This is a genomic window from Mesorhizobium carmichaelinearum (genome assembly GCF_900199455.1).
GTDB classification, from domain to species: Bacteria; Pseudomonadota; Alphaproteobacteria; order Rhizobiales; family Rhizobiaceae; genus Mesorhizobium; species Mesorhizobium carmichaelinearum.
Genome location: NZ_FZQR01000012.1, coordinates 199,749 through 217,287, shown reverse-complemented (window position 1 = coordinate 217,287; position 17,539 = coordinate 199,749). Strand labels below are relative to the sequence as shown.

21 protein-coding genes are annotated in these 17,539 nt (G+C 64.7%); 12 read left to right on the top strand and 9 right to left on the bottom strand.

The annotated features are described in order from the left end of the window. Positions 1 to 37: 37 nt before the first annotated feature. Positions 38 to 1,000, bottom strand: a complete 963-nt coding sequence (gene ctlX / locus CKW40_RS26410) for a citrulline utilization hydrolase CtlX (RefSeq protein ID WP_439331008.1) — start codon at positions 998 to 1,000, stop codon at positions 38 to 40. Between the two features lie 136 nt (positions 1,001 to 1,136). Here ctlX and CKW40_RS26405 point away from each other — a divergent pair, with 136 nt between their 5' ends. From CKW40_RS26405 to CKW40_RS26395, 3 genes are all read left to right on the top strand, one after another. Beyond that, positions 1,137 to 1,562: an Lrp/AsnC family transcriptional regulator gene (locus CKW40_RS26405; RefSeq protein ID WP_095202754.1), complete on the top strand. Its 426-nt coding sequence runs from the start codon at positions 1,137 to 1,139 to the stop codon at positions 1,560 to 1,562. Positions 1,563 to 1,721: 159 nt separating this feature from the next. Then, positions 1,722 to 2,960 carry an MFS transporter gene (locus CKW40_RS26400; RefSeq protein ID WP_095202753.1) on the top strand — a complete coding sequence of 413 codons (1,239 nt, stop codon included), beginning with the start codon at positions 1,722 to 1,724 and terminating at the stop codon, positions 2,958 to 2,960. Between the two features lie 48 nt (positions 2,961 to 3,008). Then, positions 3,009 to 3,317, top strand: coding sequence for an NIPSNAP family protein (locus CKW40_RS26395; protein WP_095202752.1), 309 nt, complete (start codon positions 3,009 to 3,011; stop codon positions 3,315 to 3,317). A 53-nt stretch (positions 3,318 to 3,370) separates the two neighbouring features. Here the strand turns inward: CKW40_RS26395 and CKW40_RS26390 are convergent, their stop codons facing one another. The 6 genes from CKW40_RS26390 to hemC all read right to left on the bottom strand — a co-directional run bounded on the left by CKW40_RS26390 (position 3,371) and on the right by hemC (position 9,475). Next, positions 3,371 to 4,087 carry a glutamine amidotransferase gene (locus CKW40_RS26390; protein ID WP_095202751.1) on the bottom strand — a complete coding sequence of 239 codons (717 nt, stop codon included), beginning with the start codon at positions 4,085 to 4,087 and terminating at the stop codon, positions 3,371 to 3,373. 18 nt (positions 4,088 to 4,105) lie between these two features. Next, positions 4,106 to 4,585 (bottom strand): tellurite resistance TerB family protein, encoded by a 480-nt coding sequence (locus CKW40_RS26385; RefSeq protein ID WP_095202750.1) that lies wholly within the window; start codon positions 4,583 to 4,585, stop codon positions 4,106 to 4,108. A gap of 52 nt (positions 4,586 to 4,637) precedes the next feature. Beyond that, a complete protein-coding gene (locus CKW40_RS26380; protein WP_095202749.1) occupies positions 4,638 to 6,239 on the bottom strand; it encodes a heme biosynthesis protein HemY in 1,602 nt (533 codons plus the stop codon). Between the two features lie 10 nt (positions 6,240 to 6,249). Continuing rightward, positions 6,250 to 7,719, bottom strand: a complete 1,470-nt coding sequence (locus CKW40_RS26375; RefSeq protein WP_095202748.1) for a COG4223 family protein — start codon at positions 7,717 to 7,719, stop codon at positions 6,250 to 6,252. A 110-nt stretch (positions 7,720 to 7,829) separates the two neighbouring features. Further along, a complete protein-coding gene (locus CKW40_RS26370) occupies positions 7,830 to 8,546 on the bottom strand; it encodes a uroporphyrinogen-III synthase (protein ID WP_095202747.1) in 717 nt (238 codons plus the stop codon). 2 nt (positions 8,547 to 8,548) lie between these two features. Further along, positions 8,549 to 9,475 (bottom strand): hydroxymethylbilane synthase, encoded by a 927-nt coding sequence (hemC, locus tag CKW40_RS26365; protein ID WP_095202746.1) that lies wholly within the window; start codon positions 9,473 to 9,475, stop codon positions 8,549 to 8,551. A gap of 158 nt (positions 9,476 to 9,633) precedes the next feature. Between hemC and tsaD the strand changes: the two genes are divergently transcribed. The 7 genes from tsaD to CKW40_RS26330 all read left to right on the top strand — a co-directional run bounded on the left by tsaD (position 9,634) and on the right by CKW40_RS26330 (position 14,505). Then, complete coding sequence (tsaD, locus tag CKW40_RS26360; protein ID WP_179298118.1) at positions 9,634 to 10,719, top strand: tRNA (adenosine(37)-N6)-threonylcarbamoyltransferase complex transferase subunit TsaD; 1,086 nt, start codon at positions 9,634 to 9,636, stop codon at positions 10,717 to 10,719. Beyond that, positions 10,716 to 11,747: an NAD(P)H-dependent glycerol-3-phosphate dehydrogenase gene (locus CKW40_RS26355; RefSeq protein ID WP_095202744.1), complete on the top strand. Its 1,032-nt coding sequence runs from the start codon at positions 10,716 to 10,718 to the stop codon at positions 11,745 to 11,747. Before tsaD ends, CKW40_RS26355 begins: the two co-directional genes overlap by 4 nt. 37 nt (positions 11,748 to 11,784) lie before the next feature. Beyond that, positions 11,785 to 12,081, top strand: a complete 297-nt coding sequence (locus tag CKW40_RS26350; RefSeq protein WP_095202743.1) for a YciI-like protein — start codon at positions 11,785 to 11,787, stop codon at positions 12,079 to 12,081. A 39-nt stretch (positions 12,082 to 12,120) separates the two neighbouring features. Then, the gene (locus CKW40_RS26345) at positions 12,121 to 12,546 is read left to right on the top strand and encodes an EVE domain-containing protein (protein WP_095202742.1); all 426 of its coding nucleotides are present in this window, start codon (positions 12,121 to 12,123) and stop codon (positions 12,544 to 12,546) included. Further along, entirely contained in the window at positions 12,501 to 13,199 is a 699-nt protein-coding gene (locus tag CKW40_RS26340) for a class I SAM-dependent methyltransferase (protein ID WP_179298114.1), read from the top strand. The genes CKW40_RS26345 and CKW40_RS26340 overlap by 46 nt, the downstream gene beginning before the upstream one ends. A gap of 129 nt (positions 13,200 to 13,328) precedes the next feature. Next, a complete protein-coding gene (locus tag CKW40_RS26335) occupies positions 13,329 to 13,745 on the top strand; it encodes a DUF1761 domain-containing protein (protein WP_095202741.1) in 417 nt (138 codons plus the stop codon). Positions 13,746 to 13,761: 16 nt separating this feature from the next. After that, complete coding sequence (locus CKW40_RS26330) at positions 13,762 to 14,505, top strand: glycosyltransferase family 25 protein (protein WP_095202740.1); 744 nt, start codon at positions 13,762 to 13,764, stop codon at positions 14,503 to 14,505. A 27-nt stretch (positions 14,506 to 14,532) separates the two neighbouring features. On the opposite strand, the gene gcvA is transcribed toward CKW40_RS26330, so the two are convergent. Next, positions 14,533 to 15,462, bottom strand: a complete 930-nt coding sequence (gcvA, locus tag CKW40_RS26325) for a transcriptional regulator GcvA (RefSeq protein ID WP_095202739.1) — start codon at positions 15,460 to 15,462, stop codon at positions 14,533 to 14,535. 130 nt (positions 15,463 to 15,592) lie between these two features. Between gcvA and CKW40_RS26320 the strand changes: the two genes are divergently transcribed. Next, positions 15,593 to 15,850, top strand: coding sequence for a hypothetical protein (locus tag CKW40_RS26320; RefSeq protein WP_095202738.1), 258 nt, complete (start codon positions 15,593 to 15,595; stop codon positions 15,848 to 15,850). A 210-nt stretch (positions 15,851 to 16,060) separates the two neighbouring features. Here CKW40_RS26320 and CKW40_RS26315 read toward each other — a convergent pair whose 3' ends face one another. Beyond that, positions 16,061 to 16,597, bottom strand: coding sequence for a L,D-transpeptidase family protein (locus CKW40_RS26315; RefSeq protein ID WP_179298117.1), 537 nt, complete (start codon positions 16,595 to 16,597; stop codon positions 16,061 to 16,063). Between the two features lie 144 nt (positions 16,598 to 16,741). On the opposite strand from CKW40_RS26315, the gene CKW40_RS26310 reads away from it, so the two are divergent. Beyond that, positions 16,742 to 17,425, top strand: a complete 684-nt coding sequence (locus CKW40_RS26310; protein ID WP_010912284.1) for a response regulator transcription factor — start codon at positions 16,742 to 16,744, stop codon at positions 17,423 to 17,425. The last annotated feature ends 114 nt before the right edge of the window (positions 17,426 to 17,539 follow it).

The window sequence follows — 17,539 nt, the reverse complement described above, 5'->3', positions numbered from 1 at the left end:
TTTGCCGCGAGCGCGCTCTCCTGGGGAGACTCCCTATTCAGCGCAGCGCCAAGTGGATTCCTGCCAGCATGCAACGGACCGAGCCGCCAGCGAGTTCGATGGTCGGAATGTCGAGACTGAGCGGGGCGATGCAGCGCTCGATGGCCGCGATCTGGTCAGGTCGGAGTGACCGCATCGCCCGCGATGAGATCGCAAGCAGGCGACCGTCGCGCCCCTGGAGTTCAAGCGCGTTGCCCGCGAAAGCCTCGATCTGCTCGTTCGTCAGGTCGATCACCGTGCGCCCTCCCGCTTCCAGCCGTTCACGGACTTCGGCCCGCCGGCGATCCGACGTGATGCTGGCGAGGCCGATAAGGCAGAGCTCGGTGCCGAGGCACATCATGACGTTGGTGTGGTAGATGGGCCGGCCGGATCGGTCGCAGGCATCGAACAGCATCGGCTCGAAGTTGAAATGGGTGCAAAAGCGTTCCAGCGCCACCTCATTGGTGCGGTTCGACCGAGCGGCATAGGCGACGCGCTCTATATGGTCGAGGACCATGGCGCCGGTGCCTTCGAGGAAGATGCCATCTTGCTCCAGCCCGGAATAGTCGATGACGTCCTGGACGCGATAATGCCGCTTGAGGAACTCGATGATGTCCCATCGCCGTTCCGCCTGCCGGCTGGGGGAAAACATCGGATAGACGGCGATATGGCCGCCGGAATGGGTCGAGAACCAATTGTTCGGGAAGACGGAATCGGGCCGCCCTTCCGTCTCGTCCTCGAAAAGATGGACGGTGACGCCGGCCGCCTGGAGGCGCTCCGCCATGCGTGTCGATTCCCGATAGGCCTCGGTGCGGATCAGGGCGACCGTCCGCGTTTCGTCGCGGTTCTGGAATGCGTTGTCGGCGGCCGTCGCCTCGTTTGGGATGAAGTGATGCGGGCGGATCATGACGACACCACGTGGCGCCTGTGCGGAAACCGAAGGCATGGTTATTCCACCACGCAAGCCGACATATTGCATCATCGATGCGCTCCACCTCGAAAAGGAATTTTGACAAGACGGAACCATAGAGGTAGCAAAATTCACAAGAAACCTGCAAAGTGCTCGAAATCGATGCCCGAATCTTGCAATATTTCCGCTCCAAACTTGCAACATTGACATGCATATATTCGACGAAATCGATCGCCGGCTGATCTCGGTCCTCAGGGAGGACGGCCGCGCGCCTGTGTCAAAGCTTGCCGACATGCTCGATGTTTCTCGCGGAACGGTGCAGGCGCGGCTGGACAGGCTGCTGTCGTCGGGCGCCGTGCTCGGCTTTACCGTCCGCGTGCGTCAGGATGTCGACGATCGGGCCATCCGCGCCATCATGATGATCGAAGTTGCCGGAGAATCCACCACCACGATCATCAAACGGCTGCGCGGCATACCGGAGCTGTATTCGCTGCATACGACCAACGGAACCTGGGACCTGATCGCCGAGATCCATGCGGCGAGCCTTTCGGACTTCGACCGTGTGCTGCGCGAAGTCAGGGCAATCGACGGCATCCTCAACAGCGAAACCAGCCTGATGCTGAGCAGCGTATAGGCCTTTCGCCAACACGCGCCGCGGGCAGAAATTTCTTGATCCAGCGCTGATTTTGGCGCACATCCCGCACCGAACTGAGCTAAAAGTTCCTCCAGCCGGACCAGCGCCCATCGTGGAAGTGCCCCGCCAGCTGATGCCATCGCAACGGGGCCTCACTCCATGACAGCCGAACAGATATCGCCGGACCAGCGCTATGCCGCGTTCCGCCACCGCTCCTTCCTGAGCTATTGGGCGGCGCGCTTCCTCACCACATTCGCCACCATGATCGTGTCCGTCGCGGTCGGCTGGCAGATGTACGACCTGACCCGCGATCCGCTCGATCTCGGCCTGGTCGGCATCGTCCAGTTCCTGCCCTCGCTACTCTTGGTGCTGGTCACCGGCGTCGTCGCCGACCGCTTCGGCCGCCGCCTGATCATGGCGCTGGCGGTTGTGGTGGAGGCGATCTGCGCCCTGGCGCTGCTCGCCCTGACGCTGCATGGCATCAGCGGACCGCTGCCAATCTTCGCCGTGCTCGCCATGTTCGGCGTGGCGCGGGCCTTCTTCGGCCCGGCCTCGGCTTCGCTGTTCGCCAATCTGGTGCCATCAGAGGATTTCGCCAACGCCATCGCCTGGAATTCGTCGGCTTGGCAGACCGCGACCATCGTCGGCCCCGTCGCCGGCGGCCTGCTCTACGGCGTATCGGCGGAGGCCGCCTATGGCACCGCCGCCGTGCTGATGCTTGCGTCGGGGCTGCTGATCTTCACCATCCCAAAGCCTGCGCAACGCACCGAGACCGAGAAGCCGACGCTGCAGAACCTGTTTGGCGGGTTCAGCTACATCTGGAGCGAGAAGATCGTGCTCGGCGCCATCTCGCTCGATCTCTTCGCCGTGCTTCTGTCCGGCGCCTCGGCCCTGCTGCCGGTCTATGCGCGCGACATCCTGCAGCTCGGCCCCTGGGGCCTCGGCCTGCTGCGCTCGGCGCCCAGCGTCGGCGCCATCTGCGTCGCCATCTGGCTGGCCGGCCATCCGCTCCGCAACCACGCCGGCATGATCATGCTGGGTGCCGCCGCATCGTTCGGCGCCTTCACCGTGCTGTTCGGCCTGTCGACCATCACCTGGCTGTCGATCGCGGCACTTGTCTTCCTCGGCGCCACCGACATGTTCAGCGTCTACATCAGGGAAACGCTGATCCAGTTGTGGACGCCCGACCATGTCCGCGGCCGCGTCAACGCCGTCAACCAGGTTTTCGTCGGCGCCTCCAACGAAGTCGGCGAATTCCGCGCCGGCACCATGGCGGCGCTGATCGGCACGGTTCCGGCCGTCGTCATCGGCGGCATCGGCGCGATCGCGGTTGCCGGGCTGTGGATGGTGCTGTTCCCGCAACTGCGTAAAGTACGCCACCTCAACGGCCGGAACTGACGCTCGCTGACGGTCAGCAAGATACATCACCCTGTCACAGGAACTCCCATGATCACCTGTTACCTGAAATATGTCATCGACCCGTACAAGCTCGCCGAGTTTGAAGAATATGGCCGCCGCTGGATCGGTCTGGTCAATCGCCTCGGCGGAAACCATCATGGCTATTTCCTTCCGAGCGAAGGGGCCAACAATATCGCCTATGCCATGTTCAGCTTTCCGAGCCTTGCCGACTACGAGGTCTATCGCAAGCGGATGGCTGCCGACCCGGAATGCCAGGAGGTGTTTGAAACGGAAAAGCGCAATCGCAGCATTCTCAGCTATGAGCGCAGCTTCCTGCGGCCGGTGCTCGAGCCCTAGAGAAATTGTAGGGCAACGCGAAACAGTTCGCCGTCCGGAATTGCGAGACGGAGCTATCGCACCGCCGGCATCCCAAACACCATGCGCAAAAACTCGTCCAGCCAGCGCTTCAGGTGCATGTCCCAGATCAGCCGGCCGCCGAGATGATCGCGGCCGGGCTGCGCGCCCGGCAGTTCGAAGCGATGCGCGCCGCGCACCACCCAGCGCTGCATCATCACCCGGGTCAGTTCGCCATGGAACTGGATGCCCCAGGCATTGTCGCCATAGCGAAAGGCCTGGTTGGGATAGGTGTCGGCCGTCGCCAGCAGCGTCGCGTCCCTCGGCAACGAAAAGCCCTCGCGGTGGAACTGGTAGACCATTTCGGGCCAGTGCATGAGTTTCCGGCCGGCCTCGGTCGCCTTGAGCGGATACCAGCCGATCTCGACCAGCCCTTCGCCGTGACCCTCGACCTTGCCGCCGAGATGGTTGACCAGCATCTGCGCGCCGAGGCAGATGCCGAGGCATGGCCGGTTCTCCCGGAGCGGAATTTCCAGCCAATTGGTTTCGCGGCGGACGAATTCGTCCTCGTCATTGGCGCTCATCGGCCCGCCGAACACCACCGTGCCGGCGTGGCCGTCCAGCGTCTCCGGCAAGGCGTCGCCGAGCGGCGGGCGGCGGATGTCGAGCTCGAAACCCTCTTCGATGAGCATGTGGCCGACGCGTCCGGGGCTCGAATTCTCCTGATGCAGCACGATTAGGATTTTTGGCTTCGAACTCTGTCTGCGCGGCATCGGTGGGCGAGATCCCGTCTATTCGTCGCTCGAAGTTCCACGCGCGCCCGGCGCTTGCGCCGCCGCCTTGCGGCGCGCCTCGACCCGGTCGTGGCGCTCGACACCGATCAGCTCGGCGACGCGCCACACCGTATTGTCCTCGAGCTCATGCAACTCGCCATCGGCATAGACGATCTCCCACATCAGGCCGATAAAAGCCTTGCGCCCGTCCGCGTCGAGGTGACGCTTGAGCACGCTGGTAAAGGCATAGAGGTCGATCGCCTCATTGTCGGCCCGCTCCCCGGCGGCGACGAGCGCTTCGAGTTCGGCACCGCTGATCGAGTAGCTCTCCGAGAGCACCGCCTTGAACCGTTCCCACTCGACATCCTGGCGCACGCCATCGGCATTCATCACATGGTAGAGCAGCGCCGAGGCGGCGACGCGCGGATCGTCCGTACTGGCCTGCGCGCCGGGTCCGGCCGGCAAATCCCTGAGAAATGACAGAACGCGTTCGAACATCAATCCATTCCCCAACGGCCCAAGGGCCAAGTCAATCACCCGAAGGCCAAAATCAAAACAGCCGGAACCGGCGCGGCGACTTTTCCGCTTCCTCGTCCGGATCGACGCCCGGATCGTCCGGCAAGCGCGCCAGTTCTTCCGCCGGCTCGACCGCCTCGGCATCGGCCGGCACCGCGGCGAACGCAGCCGCAGTCACCGGCGTGACCTGGTCTTCGCTTCTATCGGTTCCCTTGCCCGTTGTCTCGCTGGCCGAGACCGCAGGATCGACGACAGCGATCGGCTTTTCCGACACCGGTCTGGCCGGCGCTTCGATAGCCACAACGGCGGCATCCGCCGCCTCGTCGCGGCTGTCGATCAACTGGCCAAGCCGCTCCATCGGCGCGCGCCACTCGAAGGCGTCGAGCCGCCCGGTGACAGGCGACACCGGCGCCCAGCGTTCCGACACGACGCCGTCGGCGACCCAGGCCGGATCGCGCGGCGCCCGCACCGCCTTGGACAGCAGCTGCCGCACCTTGCCCTGGTCGCCGGTCTCGGCCTCCTCGATGTCGGCCAAAAGCAGATAGGCGCCCTCGCGACGGTCCATCCGGATCGCCGCCTCGGCCTCGCTGCGGGCGGTCGAAAAATCCTGCGCGTCGAGCGCGGCACGCGCCACCGTCATCGACGATTCGGCGTGGTTCTTCTTCATCTCCTGCAGCTTCTTCGCCCGGTTGAGGCGGTCGAGCACCGCGTCGCCCGGCCTTGCATGGGTGTAGAGCTCGGCGATCTCCGGATGCGGCTCGGCCCGCCACGCTGTCTCCAGAACCTTGGAGCCCTTGCGCACATCGTTCTGCTTGAACAGCGCCGCGGCGGCGGCAACGGCGGCCGGCGCGAAATCCGGCCGCAGCTTGTTGGCCTCTAGCGCCGCTGTCCTGGCGGCCGTGGGATCGCTGTCGGCGAGCGATTGCGCCTTGGCAGTCAACAGCACGGCGCGGCGGCGGTTGGCGGCATCGCGCTCGATCTGCCGCGTCGACTTCTGCGCATCGACCAGTTTCAGCGCGCCGTCCCAATCGCCGCGCGCGGTCAGCTCCTCCAGGGTCGATTCGGCCGCCCAGGCCAGTTGCGGCGCAACGGCGGCGGCCCGGCCGGCATAGTGCCGGGCGGCATTGCGGTCGCCGAGACGTTCGGCTTCGAGATAAAGCCCGCGCAGGCCAAGCAGCCGCATTTCGGGATCGTCGAGCATGCTCTCGAACTTCTGGCGCGCGCCCTCATGGTCGCCTTCGAGCAGCGATGCCTGCGCCTCGAGCAGATGGATCAGCGGCTCCTGGTCGGAGCGGATCAGCTTGGCCGCTTCCTTGGTCTTCTTGCGGGCCAGCGCACCATCGCCGGCGCCGGCGGCGATCATGCCGGTCGACAGCGCCTGATAGCCACGGTCGCGGCGGCGAACGCGGAAATAGCGCGAGATGGTGTAGGGGCTGTTCCACAGCGACCTGATCAGCCACCACAGGATCATCACCGCGGCAACGACGGTGACGACGGCCACCGCCGCCACCATCAGGCTGACCTGGTACTGGTAGCCGTTGAAGGTGACGACCATGTCGCCCGGCCGGTCGGCCAGCCAGGCAAAGCCGAGCCCGAGCGCGAAGACGACGATGAGGAAGGCGAGCAGGCGGATCATACTGTTGCCCTCATGCCTTCATCGCGCCGGAGATCAGCGCGTCGACCTGGGTTTCGACCTCGATGCGCGCCTTCAGTTTGCCGGCAAAATCGGCACCTGCAGCCTTCACCGCTTCAGGCAGCGAATTGTATTCGCTGAGCGCCTTGGCATAGTCGCCCTGCGTGACCGCCACCTCCATGCGCGCCACGGTTTCCGGCGCGCCGGGACCTTCGACGGCGCCGATCGGCCTGACCTTGACCAGCGATTCGGCGCTCGACATCAGATTCTGCAGGAAGCCGGCATTCTCGTCGACCGGCGTGGCGGCGGCGACCATGGCATTGGCGGCGGCATCCATCTGCGCGGCGATCTCGGTGCGGGTCGGAACGCCCTTTTCGGCATAGGGCCGCAAGGTCGCGAGCTCGGGTGCGTTGGGAGAGATCGCGGCCAGCGTATCGAGTTCGGCCGAGAATGGCGCACCGCGTTCGAGCGCCGACTTCAGCGCCGAAGCAGCGATGGCAAGCGCGATTTTCGGCTGCGACGCCTGCGCCTCGACCTTGCCGGAAAGCTGCGACACCGACTGTTCCAGCGCGGTGAGCCGGCCATCCCAGGCTTTCGCCGCCTCGCCGGCCGACTTCACTTGCGCGTCGAGATCGGCCAGTTTTTCGTTGAGCGGGCCGAGATCGACCGGCGCCGCGCTACTGGCCTTGCCGAGGGCGGCGACCGCGGTCTCGATCTGCTTGACCTTGTCGCCAAGGGCGGCAAGCCCGGCATTGTCGCCCGCGCCGCCCTTTTCGACCGCCGATTTCAGCGCCGCGACATCGGCCTTTACCTGCTCCAGTCCAGAGGAAAGCCCGACCACCTTGGCCGCCGCGTCGTTGTTGCCGCCGGTTTCCTTCAGCCCGGCAATCTCGGTCTTCAGCGAGGCGATCTCGCCATTGACACCGTCGAGCGAGACACCGGCGCCGGAGCCCGGCGCACCGAGCAGTCCGGCAAATTGCAGGCCGCCAGCGCCGGCGAGCGCGATGACACCGCCGATGATGCCGGCGGCGATACCATTGAGGCCGCTACGCTTTGCCGGAGGCGGTGTCGGCGTCATCCTTTCGTTCCGTGTCTCGGTTCTTGCCTTGCTGTCGTCGGTGCGCTTTGCCGATGCGTCCTCGAAATTGTAGTCGGAGGGCTTGGCGGGCGGCGCATCCGAACCGGGATAGGGCAGTTCCGGTTCAGTGGCTTTGGCCTCCGCAGACGGCTCTGCCCCGGCCTGCCCTGCGGCGGCATCGGCATGCTCCCAGGGTTCTAGATCGGTCTGATCGGCATGCACCGGCTCTTCGGGCGTCTCCGGCTGCGAGGCATCAGCGGTTTCCTCGGCCTTCGCCTCGTCGGTCTGGGCCGCATCCTTGGCGGCATCCTCGTCGACGATTCGTGACACCGCGCCGGGCTCGAGATCGATGGTCACCGGCTCGCGGCGGCTTTTCGAGTGTCGCATCTTCGGCGTCTTGACCATGCCTGGGCTCCGCAAAATTCGCTTCGTCTCAACGCCTGCCGGCGCGTGATGGTTCAGAAAGGGTCTAGCACATCACCAAGCGGTGAAAAGGGGCGGTGTGATGACGCGGGTCAGGGCAGCACCCGCAAAAGCGCCAGCAGCGCCTCCTCGTCGGGCTGCTCGGCAATGCTGACTGCTTTGCCGGCGCTGCCGTCGAAAGCAGCGGCGATGCGTGCGGAAAGCGCAAAAACCTGTGTCTTTTCAAAGGCTCCTTGCAGAGCAGGCCGCTTGACCAGGATTTGCAGCGCGGCGGCCGCCTTGGCCGAATAGAGCAGCACCGCATCGACCGGCTGGCCGGACAGCAGCGCGAGGATGGTCTCGTCCGAATGCCGCACCGGGTGCGTGTCATACGTCTCCACGGCGCGGACCTGGACTGCAGCCGCTTCCAGCCTCTGCTCGAACACTGGAAACCGCACGCGACCGCAGAGATAGGCGATTGCCTTGCCGGGAAGCGATGCCGCGATGCTTTTGGCCAGCGCCTCGGCATCGCCGGAGCCTTCAATGACCGAAGAAAACCCCATCTTGCGTGCCGCTTCGGCGGTCCTGGCGCCTACAGCATGGCAAGGCAAGGCGGCAAGCGCCGCGATCACATCTTTCGAGGCATGGCGCACGGCGTTGGCGCTGGTGACGGCAACGGCGACAGCGTCACCGGGGATCAACCCGGAATCAGCCCGCAAGGCCACGGTTTCGGTCAGTGGCAGAACGACCGGCTGGAAGCCCATGTCCTGAAGCCGCCGCGCCGTGCGCGATGCGCCCGGTTCCGGTCTGGTCACCAGGACGCGAAGCATGGTCAGAGCCAACCATCGAAGAATTTTTCACCGGCCGTGGCCCGCACCGTTCGTGCCGCCTCATCGCCGATGCGGGCGGCATCCTGTGCCGCCCCTTGCAGTTCGACCGTGTACGACTGCGTGCCGTCGGGCGAGATGATCAGCCCAGCGAAATTGAGCTTCCCGGCCTCGATTGAGGCATAGCCGGCGATCGGCGTGCGGCAGGAGCCGTCGAGCGCCGCCAGGAAGGCGCGCTCGCAGGCGAGCGCCTGTCCGGTCGGCACATCGTGGATCGCCACCAGCATCTTTTCGACAGCGCGATCACCGATCCGCGTCTCGATGCCGATCGCGCCCTGGCCGGGTGCGGGCGGAAAAATGTCGAGCGGCATCAGATCGGTGGCGACATGCTCCAGGCCAAGCCGCTTCAGTCCGGCATAGGCGAGGATGGTGCCGGCGGCGACACCTTCGTCGAGCTTGCGCAGCCGTGTCTGCACGTTGCCGCGGAACATCACCACGTCGAGATCGGGCCGCATGCGACGGATCAGCGCCTGCCGCCTGAGCGACGACGAGCCGACCTTTGCCCCGCGCGGCAGTTCAGCGATGGTCTTGGCCGCCTTGCCGACAAAGGCATCGCGCGCGTCCTCGCGGGGCAGGAAGGCGGAAAGCTCCAGGCCGTCCGGCAGTTGCGTCGGCATGTCCTTCGACGAATGCACGGCGATGTCGATCGCGCCGGCAAGCAGCGCTTCCTCGATCTCCTTGGTGAACAGACCCTTGCCGCCGGCCTCCGACAGCGGCCGGTCCTGGATCCGGTCGCCGCTGGTCGAGATGACGACGACCTCGAAGGCTTCCGCCGGCAGGCCATGCGCGGCCATCAGCCGCGCCTGTGTCTCATGCGCCTGTGCCAGGGCCAGCGGGCTGCCGCGTGTTCCGATTTTCAAGGTTGTTTGCATGACGCGCCGTCCGTGATAACCCCCGGCCGGAGCATTTTGCAGCCAAGTGAAGCCACTTGGCGTCGCAGAAATGCGGCTAAAATAACCGAGGCCTTTTCCGGGCTTTCTCCTAAAGGGGAAAGGCCCGATAAACAATCTCTTGGGATAGCGACGAATTGATCCGCGTTCTGGGCATCGAGACGAGTTGTGACGAGACCGCTGCCAGCGTCGTGGCGCTGGAGGGCGATGCCGCGCCGAAAATCCTGTCCAACATCGTGCTATCCCAAATCGAGGAGCATGCCGCCTTCGGCGGTGTCGTGCCCGAGATTGCCGCGCGCGCCCATGTCGAGGCGCTGGACGGCATCATCGAGGCGGCACTGGCCGATTCGGGCACGGCCCTTGCCGATATCGATGCGATCGCCGCCACCGCGGGCCCCGGCCTGGTCGGCGGCCTGATCGTCGGGCTGATGACGGCCAAGGCGATCGCCGCCGCCGCCGGCAAGCCGCTGATCGCCGTCAACCACCTCGAAGGCCATGCCTTGACGGCGCGGCTGACCGACGGGCTCGAATTCCCCTATCTGCTGCTGCTGGTCTCCGGCGGCCACACGCAGATCCTGGCCGTGCGCGGCGTCGGCGACTATCAGCGCTGGGCCACCACTATCGACGACGCGCTCGGCGAAGCCTTTGACAAGACCGCCAAGATGCTCGGCCTGCCCTATCCCGGCGGGCCGAATGTCGAGAAGGCGGCGCAGACAGGCAATGCCTCGCGCTTTGCTTTTCCCCGACCGATGAAGGGCTCGGCGCAACCCGACTTCTCCTTCTCCGGTTTGAAGACCGCCGTGCGCCAGGCAGCGACGGCGATCGAGCCCTTGAGCGACCAGGACGTCGCCGACATCTGCGCCTCGTTCCAGGCGGCGGTCGCCGATGCGCTGGCCGATCGCGTTTCCCGCGCGCTGGCACGATTCAGCCAGACATTTCCCAGCACGAAGAACCCGGCGCTGGTCGTCGCCGGCGGAGTCGCCGCCAACCGCACCATCAAGGCGACGCTGGAACGGCTCTGCACTGACGCCGGTTTCACCTTCGTCGCGCCGCCGCTGAAACTTTGCACCGACAATGCGGCGATGATCGCCTGGGCCGGCATCGAACGGCTGCGTGAAGGCATGGCGCAGGAGAACGGCTTTGATTTCGTGCCGCGCTCGCGCTGGCCGCTGGACAGCATCTCGGCGCCGATGGTTGGTTCCGGCCGGCGCGGAGCCAAGGCATGACGGGTAAAGCCATGAGCAGCCAGGATATCAGCAATCACGGCAAAGGCGTCTGGCGCGTCACTGTGCTCGGCGGCGGCGCCTGGGGCACGGCGCTGGCGCTGGCCATGCTACGCGCCGGCCATGCGGTGCGCCTGTTCGCGCGCGATCCGGAAACCGTGGCCGCGATCGGCCGTGGCGAGAACCCCCGCTATCTGCCCGGCATTGCGATTGCGCCCGGCATCGCGGCGACATCGAACATCGAGGCAGCGCTCGCCGGCGCCGATTGTGTGCTGGCAGTGACGCCGGCGCAATCGCTGCGGGCGACGCTGGCGGTCGCGAAGGACCATATGCCATCCGGCATCCCGCTTGTTCTCTGCGCCAAGGGCATCGAGCGCGACACCGGTGCTTTGCTGTCGGCAATTGTCGAGGAAATCCTGCCGCGAAACCCGGTCGCGGCGCTCTCCGGCCCGAGCTTCGCCACCGATGTCGCCCGGGGTCTGCCGACAGCGGTGGTGGTCGCCGCCGGCGACGAGACCCTGGCCGCCGACCTTGCCGCCCGCTTTTCCGCCGAAAACCTGCGCTGTTATTCCAGCGACGACCTGATCGGCGTCGAGATCGGCGGCGCCTTGAAGAATGTCTTTGCCATCGCTGCCGGTGCCGTCACCGGTGCCGGGCTCGGCGCCAGCGCCCAGGCCGCCATGGTGACGCGCGGCTTCGTCGAACTGCGCCGCATCGGCGCCGCCTTCGGCGCCAGGCCCGAGACCTTGATGGGGCTTTCCGGCCTTGGCGACCTGCTGCTGACCTGCTCGTCGGCGCAATCGCGCAATTTCGCCTACGGGCTGGCGCTCGGGCAAGGCAAGGCGCTTGCCGGATTGCCGCTGGCCGAGGGCGTGCCGACGGCGGCGATCGCCGCCCGCATCGCCGCCGAGCGCGGCATAGACGCGCCGATCATCGCCGCCGTCGCGGCCATACTGGACGGCACCATCACCATCCGCCAGGCCGTGACCGCCCTGATGACCCGGCCGCTGAAGACCGAAACCAACGATTGATCGGCCCAACTTCAATCCCAAGACCAGGAGAAAGACCATGCTGTTTGCTTTTGTGTGCAAGGACAAGCCAGGAAGCCTGCAGGTGCGCCTCGACACGCGGCCCGTGCATGTCGCCTTCCTCGAAGGACTGAATGCGGAGAAGAAACTGGTTTTTGCCGGCCCGTTCCTCGATGCCAATGGCAAGCCCAATGGCAGCCTCGTGGTCGTCGAGGCGCCGGATCTGGCCGCGGCGCAGGCCTTGTCGGCCGCCGACCCCTATGCCAAGGCCGGCCTGTTCGAAAGCGTCGAAATCCGTCAGTGGAACTGGACGTTCAACAAGCCGGCGGCTAGTTAATTCCGGTTGCCCGCACCTGGATCGCACGGAGGAGAAAACATGAACTACTGGCTGTTCAAATCCGAACCCTCGGTTTTCTCCTTCGAGGCGTTGAAGGCCAAGGGCAAGGCCGGCACGCAGTGGGACGGCGTTCGCAACTACGCCGCCCGCAACAACATGAAGGCCATGCAGATCGGCGATCTCGGCTTCTTCTACCACTCCAATGAGGGGCTCAACATCGTCGGCATCGCCGAGGTCTGCGCGCTGGCCCATCCGGACACAACTTCGGATGATCCGCGCTGGGAATGCGCCGACATCCGCGCGGTTCGCGATGTGCCGAACCCGCCGACGCTGGAACAGGTAAAAGCCAATCCGAAGCTTGCCGAGATGGCGCTGGTGCGGCTTGGACGGCTTTCCGTGCAGCCGGTCACCCCGGCCGAATGGAAGGAAGTCTGCCGCATGGGCGGCCTGACGCCTGCTCCGTGACGGCCCTCACCCCGCACAGCGCCAAGCAATTCATCCTCGACAACACGGCGCTGATGGCGCCGCCGCATGTGCCTGAGATTCTGCTGCGCCTTGCCGATGAAGCCCACGATCTTTGGCAGCGGACCGAGGACGAACTGGTCGAGATCGGCCTGCCGCCACCCTTCTGGGCCTTTGCCTGGGCCGGCGGCCAGGGCCTCGCCCGCTATGTCCTCGACAATCCCGACACGGTGCGGGGCAAGCGCGTGCTCGACTTCGCCTCAGGCTCCGGCCTTGTCGCCATCGCTGCCGCCAAGGCGGGCGCTGCCGGGGTGATCGCCGCCGACATCGACCCGTTCTGCGCCACCGCGATCCGCCTCAACAGCGAGGCCAATGGCGTTGGGGTCGACTTCCTCGGCAGCGACTGCATCGGCACCGATGCGAGCTGGGACGTGGTGCTGGCCGGTGACGTTTTCTACGACAAATCCTTCGCCGATAGCCTGATGCCGTGGTTTGCGACGCTCAAGGCGCGCGGTGCCGAGATCTTCGTCGGCGATCCCGGCCGGTCTTATATGCCCAAGACAGGGCTGGAGCCGCTTGCGGTCTATCAGGTGGAAGTCACCCGGGCGCTGGAGGATTCCCTGGTCAAGCGCACCACCGTCTGGCGCTTTGCTTGACGCCATCGGCGAAGCGCTTGATACAAAGTTCATGGAGCAATCCCAGGAAAAGTGCTTAGCGGTTTTCCCACAGGAATTGCGTCAAAAACAAAAAGATGTCACGCGACCTGCATCTGGAGGGGGAAGCTCATGGATTTTTCAGCAGTGAACTGGCTGGCGGTGATCGCCGCCGCCGTCTTGGCCTGGCTGTTCGGCGCCGCCTGGTACATGGCGTTGAGCAAGCCGTGGCTGAAGGCCGCCAAACTCGATCCGGCGACGATGAAGAAATCGCCGCTGCCTTTCGTCATCAGCTTCATCGCCGAACTGGTCATGGCCTACATCATGGCGCTGGTTGTCGGCGCGATGACCGGCGGTGAGCCGACACTGCTTGCCGGGCTTGTCTTCGGCTTCGTGCTTTGGCTGGGTTTCGTCGCCACGACGCTCTCGGTCAACCATCGCTACGAGAATTTCGGCTGGGACCTGACCCTCATCGACGGCGGCCACTGGCTCGGCGTCTTGCTGATCATCGGCGCGGTGATCGGCTGGTTCGGCGCCGCGGCAAGCTGAGACGGGCGCGTTGACGATGGCGGAAGAGTCCGGATTTCCACGCGACCTGGTGTTCACCCGGATCTGCCACGTCAAGCAGGGCTATGACGACCGGCGCCGCCACATTGTCCGCGAATTCGAGCGGCGCGGTGTGCCGGTCTATTTTTATACGGACTGGGACCGGCCCGATATCACCCCAGAAATCCGCAACGAACTGGTCGCCCCCGCTTTTACCCACCCCCCGGCCGTCTCGCTGGCGCTGAAGCATTTCGGCATCTGGCGCGATTTCCTCGAGACCGACCTGCCCTATTGCCTGGTCTTCGAGGACGACGTCTTCCTCGCGCGCGACTTCGTCGCCAAGTTCCGGCAGGGACTGGCTGAACTCGGCGGCCCCACGCGCAAGGCCGTCATCTATCTCGGCAATGGCAGCAACTACTACACACCGAGCTGGAAATTGCGGAAGGGTCAGAGGCTCTACCCGGCACTGCACGCCAGATGCACCGATTCCTACCTCATCACCCGTCCGGTCGCCGAAGCCCGCTGCGCCTGGATCGAGCAGAACAAGATATACACCTCGATCGACCACCAGGTCGAACAGATGGACGAGAAACTCGGCATTGAAATGCTGTGGTTCGAACGGCCGATTGTCGAACAAGGCAGCGAGAACGGCGCCTTCCAGACGTCCATTTCGGCGAAGAACTATCCGCGGTGGTACAAAAGCGTGAAATGGAAATGGAAGAAATACACCCGCATGATCTTCGGCCATAACGCCCGGTCGTGACAGAAAGACCGGGCTCGGCTCGCCGGCTCATGCCTCCGTGCTATGCGGCTTTGCAGCCTCCTCGATAAGCCACTCGCGAAACGCGACGACGCGGGCGTCGTCCTTCGCGGTTTCCGGATAAACCAGGAAATAGGCGAACTCCGGCGCGACCTTGATGCCGAGCTCGAAGGGGCGGACGAGACGCCCTTGCGACAAATCGTTGGCGACCATGGCGAAGTCGGCCAGCGCCACGGCATTGCCGTCGAGTGCCGCCTGCGTGGCGTCGGTCGAGGAGCCGAAGACGAGGGTGCGGCTGTCGTCGAAATCGTCGACGCCGGCCGCCTGCATCCACATGCTCCAGTTCGGCCAGGTGACGCCTTGCCGCGACCATTCGATATGCGCGAGCGTGTGCTGGAAGAGGTCGCGCGGTTCACTGAGCGGCGGCCCTGACGCGAGCAGCGCCGGGCTGCACACCGGAATGATGATGTTGTCGAACAGCCGGTGCGTGCGAAGCCCAGGATATTTGCCGGTGCCGAACCGAATGCCGATATCGACGTCGTCGCGCTCGAAGTCTCTGAGATCGTAGGTGATGTCGAAGCGCAACTCGATGCCTGGCCTTTGACGGCGGAAATCATCGATGCGCCGCATCAGCCATTTCGTCGCGAACTGCGCGTCGAGCGTCACTTTCAAGAGCGCCGTGCCGCGCGTCATCTTGCGGGCGCGGGACACCGCCCGGTTGAGCAGGTCGAGCGCGTCGATCGACGCTTCGTGAAGCACGTTTCCCGCTTCCGTCAGCCGCATGGTGCGGCTGGTGCGCGTGAACAGCACCAGGTCGAGCTGGTCTTCGATCTCCTTGACCTGGTGGCTGACCGCCGCCGGCGTCAGCCCAAGCTCGTCGGCGGCGCGGGTGAAATTGAGGTGACGTGCTGCCGCCTCGAAGGTCCTCAGCGCACGCGTTCCGGGCAGGAGGCGAGACATCTGATCTCCAAATAAAACTTGATGATCTGAAAAGAACTACTCGTTTCCCGTTTATTTTTCAATCCGGCATGATTGAACCATCGAAACACCTTCAAACCGGATTTGATATCCGGAGAAACCGGATAAAGTCATGACCGACATCGCTCTGAAGTCCCACACCGCCCTGAAATCATCTCTCCCGCAGTGGCTGCGCGCCACGTTCGACTGGCTGCGCCAAGCCAACGTCGCAGCCAGGCTTCCCTTGGCATCGGTCGACGACCTCACCGACCGTGAACTGCGCGATATCGGCGGCGAACGTCGCGACATCGCCAAGGCGATGGACCGGGAGCTTCGCGAAATCGGACTGCTGGGCACGGGTTGGCAGCAGCCGAGGCGGCCGAACCTTTGACGTATGTGGGGCTGTCGAGATTCAGGTCAGGCCGAGTCGAAAACGGTGGGTTCCGAGAACCGGAGCGGAGCGTACTGAGGTACGTGAGCACCGGCCTGCGCCGGCCATAGCCTCAACAGCCACGCCACCCATGAGTGCTTCGGCCGGCGAAGGCCGGAAGCGCAGGAAACCGCCGTTTGCAGGCCGGCCTCACCTGAATATCGGCAGCCCCTACCGCACCACCCTCATCACCGTCCTATCCGACAGCAGCGGTAAGAGCCGCGCCATGGTGCGGGCGGTCACCGCGACACAGCCTTGCGTCGGCGTGAAACCAGGACGCGCCAGGTGGAAGAAGATCGCGCTGCCGCGCCCGCGGCGGCGCGGCGAAATGTTCCAGTCGAGCACCAGGCAGGCGTCGTAGAGCCGGTCGTCGCGCCGCATGCGTTCATGGCTGGCGCCATAGGGGATCTTGACCGGCCTGTTGTAGTTGCGGTCGTCCGGCACCTCGCACCAGCCGAGATCGGGCCCGATCGGCGTCATCGCCAGCCGGGTCCTGCGGCCACCGGCAAACTCATCTCCCCGGAAATAACCCGACAGGATCCGCATCGAGCCAAGCGGCGTGGCACCGTCGCCCTCGCGCTTGTCGGCCGAGATGCCACCGCGCCCCAGAGCACAGGCAAACACTGTTTTTCCGGCCTGCAGCAGGCCCTGGCTGGGGTGGCCGGGCCTTGCCCGCACGGTCAGCACACGCAGCCGTTTTCGCAAAATTGCGCCGGCTGCATTGCGATCGCGTTTTTTCTTGTATGATCGTGCCACGGAACAAATCACTGTGATCGGCTATTGTGTTGGCCAGCTTCCGCATAAATACGCAGCGGTCAAATGAATTCACTTTTCAAAACAACGGATTGATCCATGACTTCACGCACCATCCTGATCGTCGACGACGATGACGACCTGCGCGGCACACTGGTCGAGCAACTCGCCCTCTATGAGGAATTCGACGTGCTGCAGGAAGCGACTGCGGCAAAAGGCGTCACCGCCGCGCGCGGCGGCCTCATCGACCTGCTCATCATGGATGTCGGCCTGCCCGACATGGATGGCCGCGAGGCCGTCAAGATCCTGCGCAAGGGCGGCTACAAGGCGCCGATCATCATGCTGACCGGCCACGACACCGATTCGGACACGATTCTGGGTCTCGAGGCCGGCGCCAACGACTATGTCACCAAGCCGTTCCGCTTCGCGGTGCTGTTGGCGCGCATCCGCGCCCAGCTGCGCCAGCATGAGCAGAGCGAGGATGCCACCTTCTCGGTCGGCCCTTACACCTTCAAGCCCAGCCAGAAGCTGCTCATCGACCCGCGCGGCGGCAAGGTGCGGCTGACGGAGAAGGAAGCCTCGATCATCAAATATCTTTACCGCGCCGACCAGAAGGTGGTGACGCGCGACGTGCTGCTCGAGGAAGTCTGGGGCTACAATTCCGGCGTCACCACGCACACGCTGGAAACCCATGTCTACCGGCTGCGCCAGAAGATCGAGCGCGATCCTTCCAATGCGGAAATTCTTGTGACAGAAAGCGGTGGCTACAAGCTGGTTCCTTAAACATTTCATTATCCAATGCGCGGTCAGGGCGGGGCCGCTTTCGGGTGCGATCCTGTTGGAGGAGATTTTCGGGATCTGCTCGTGAAGGAGGGATTGGACTGACCGTTCGGGGAC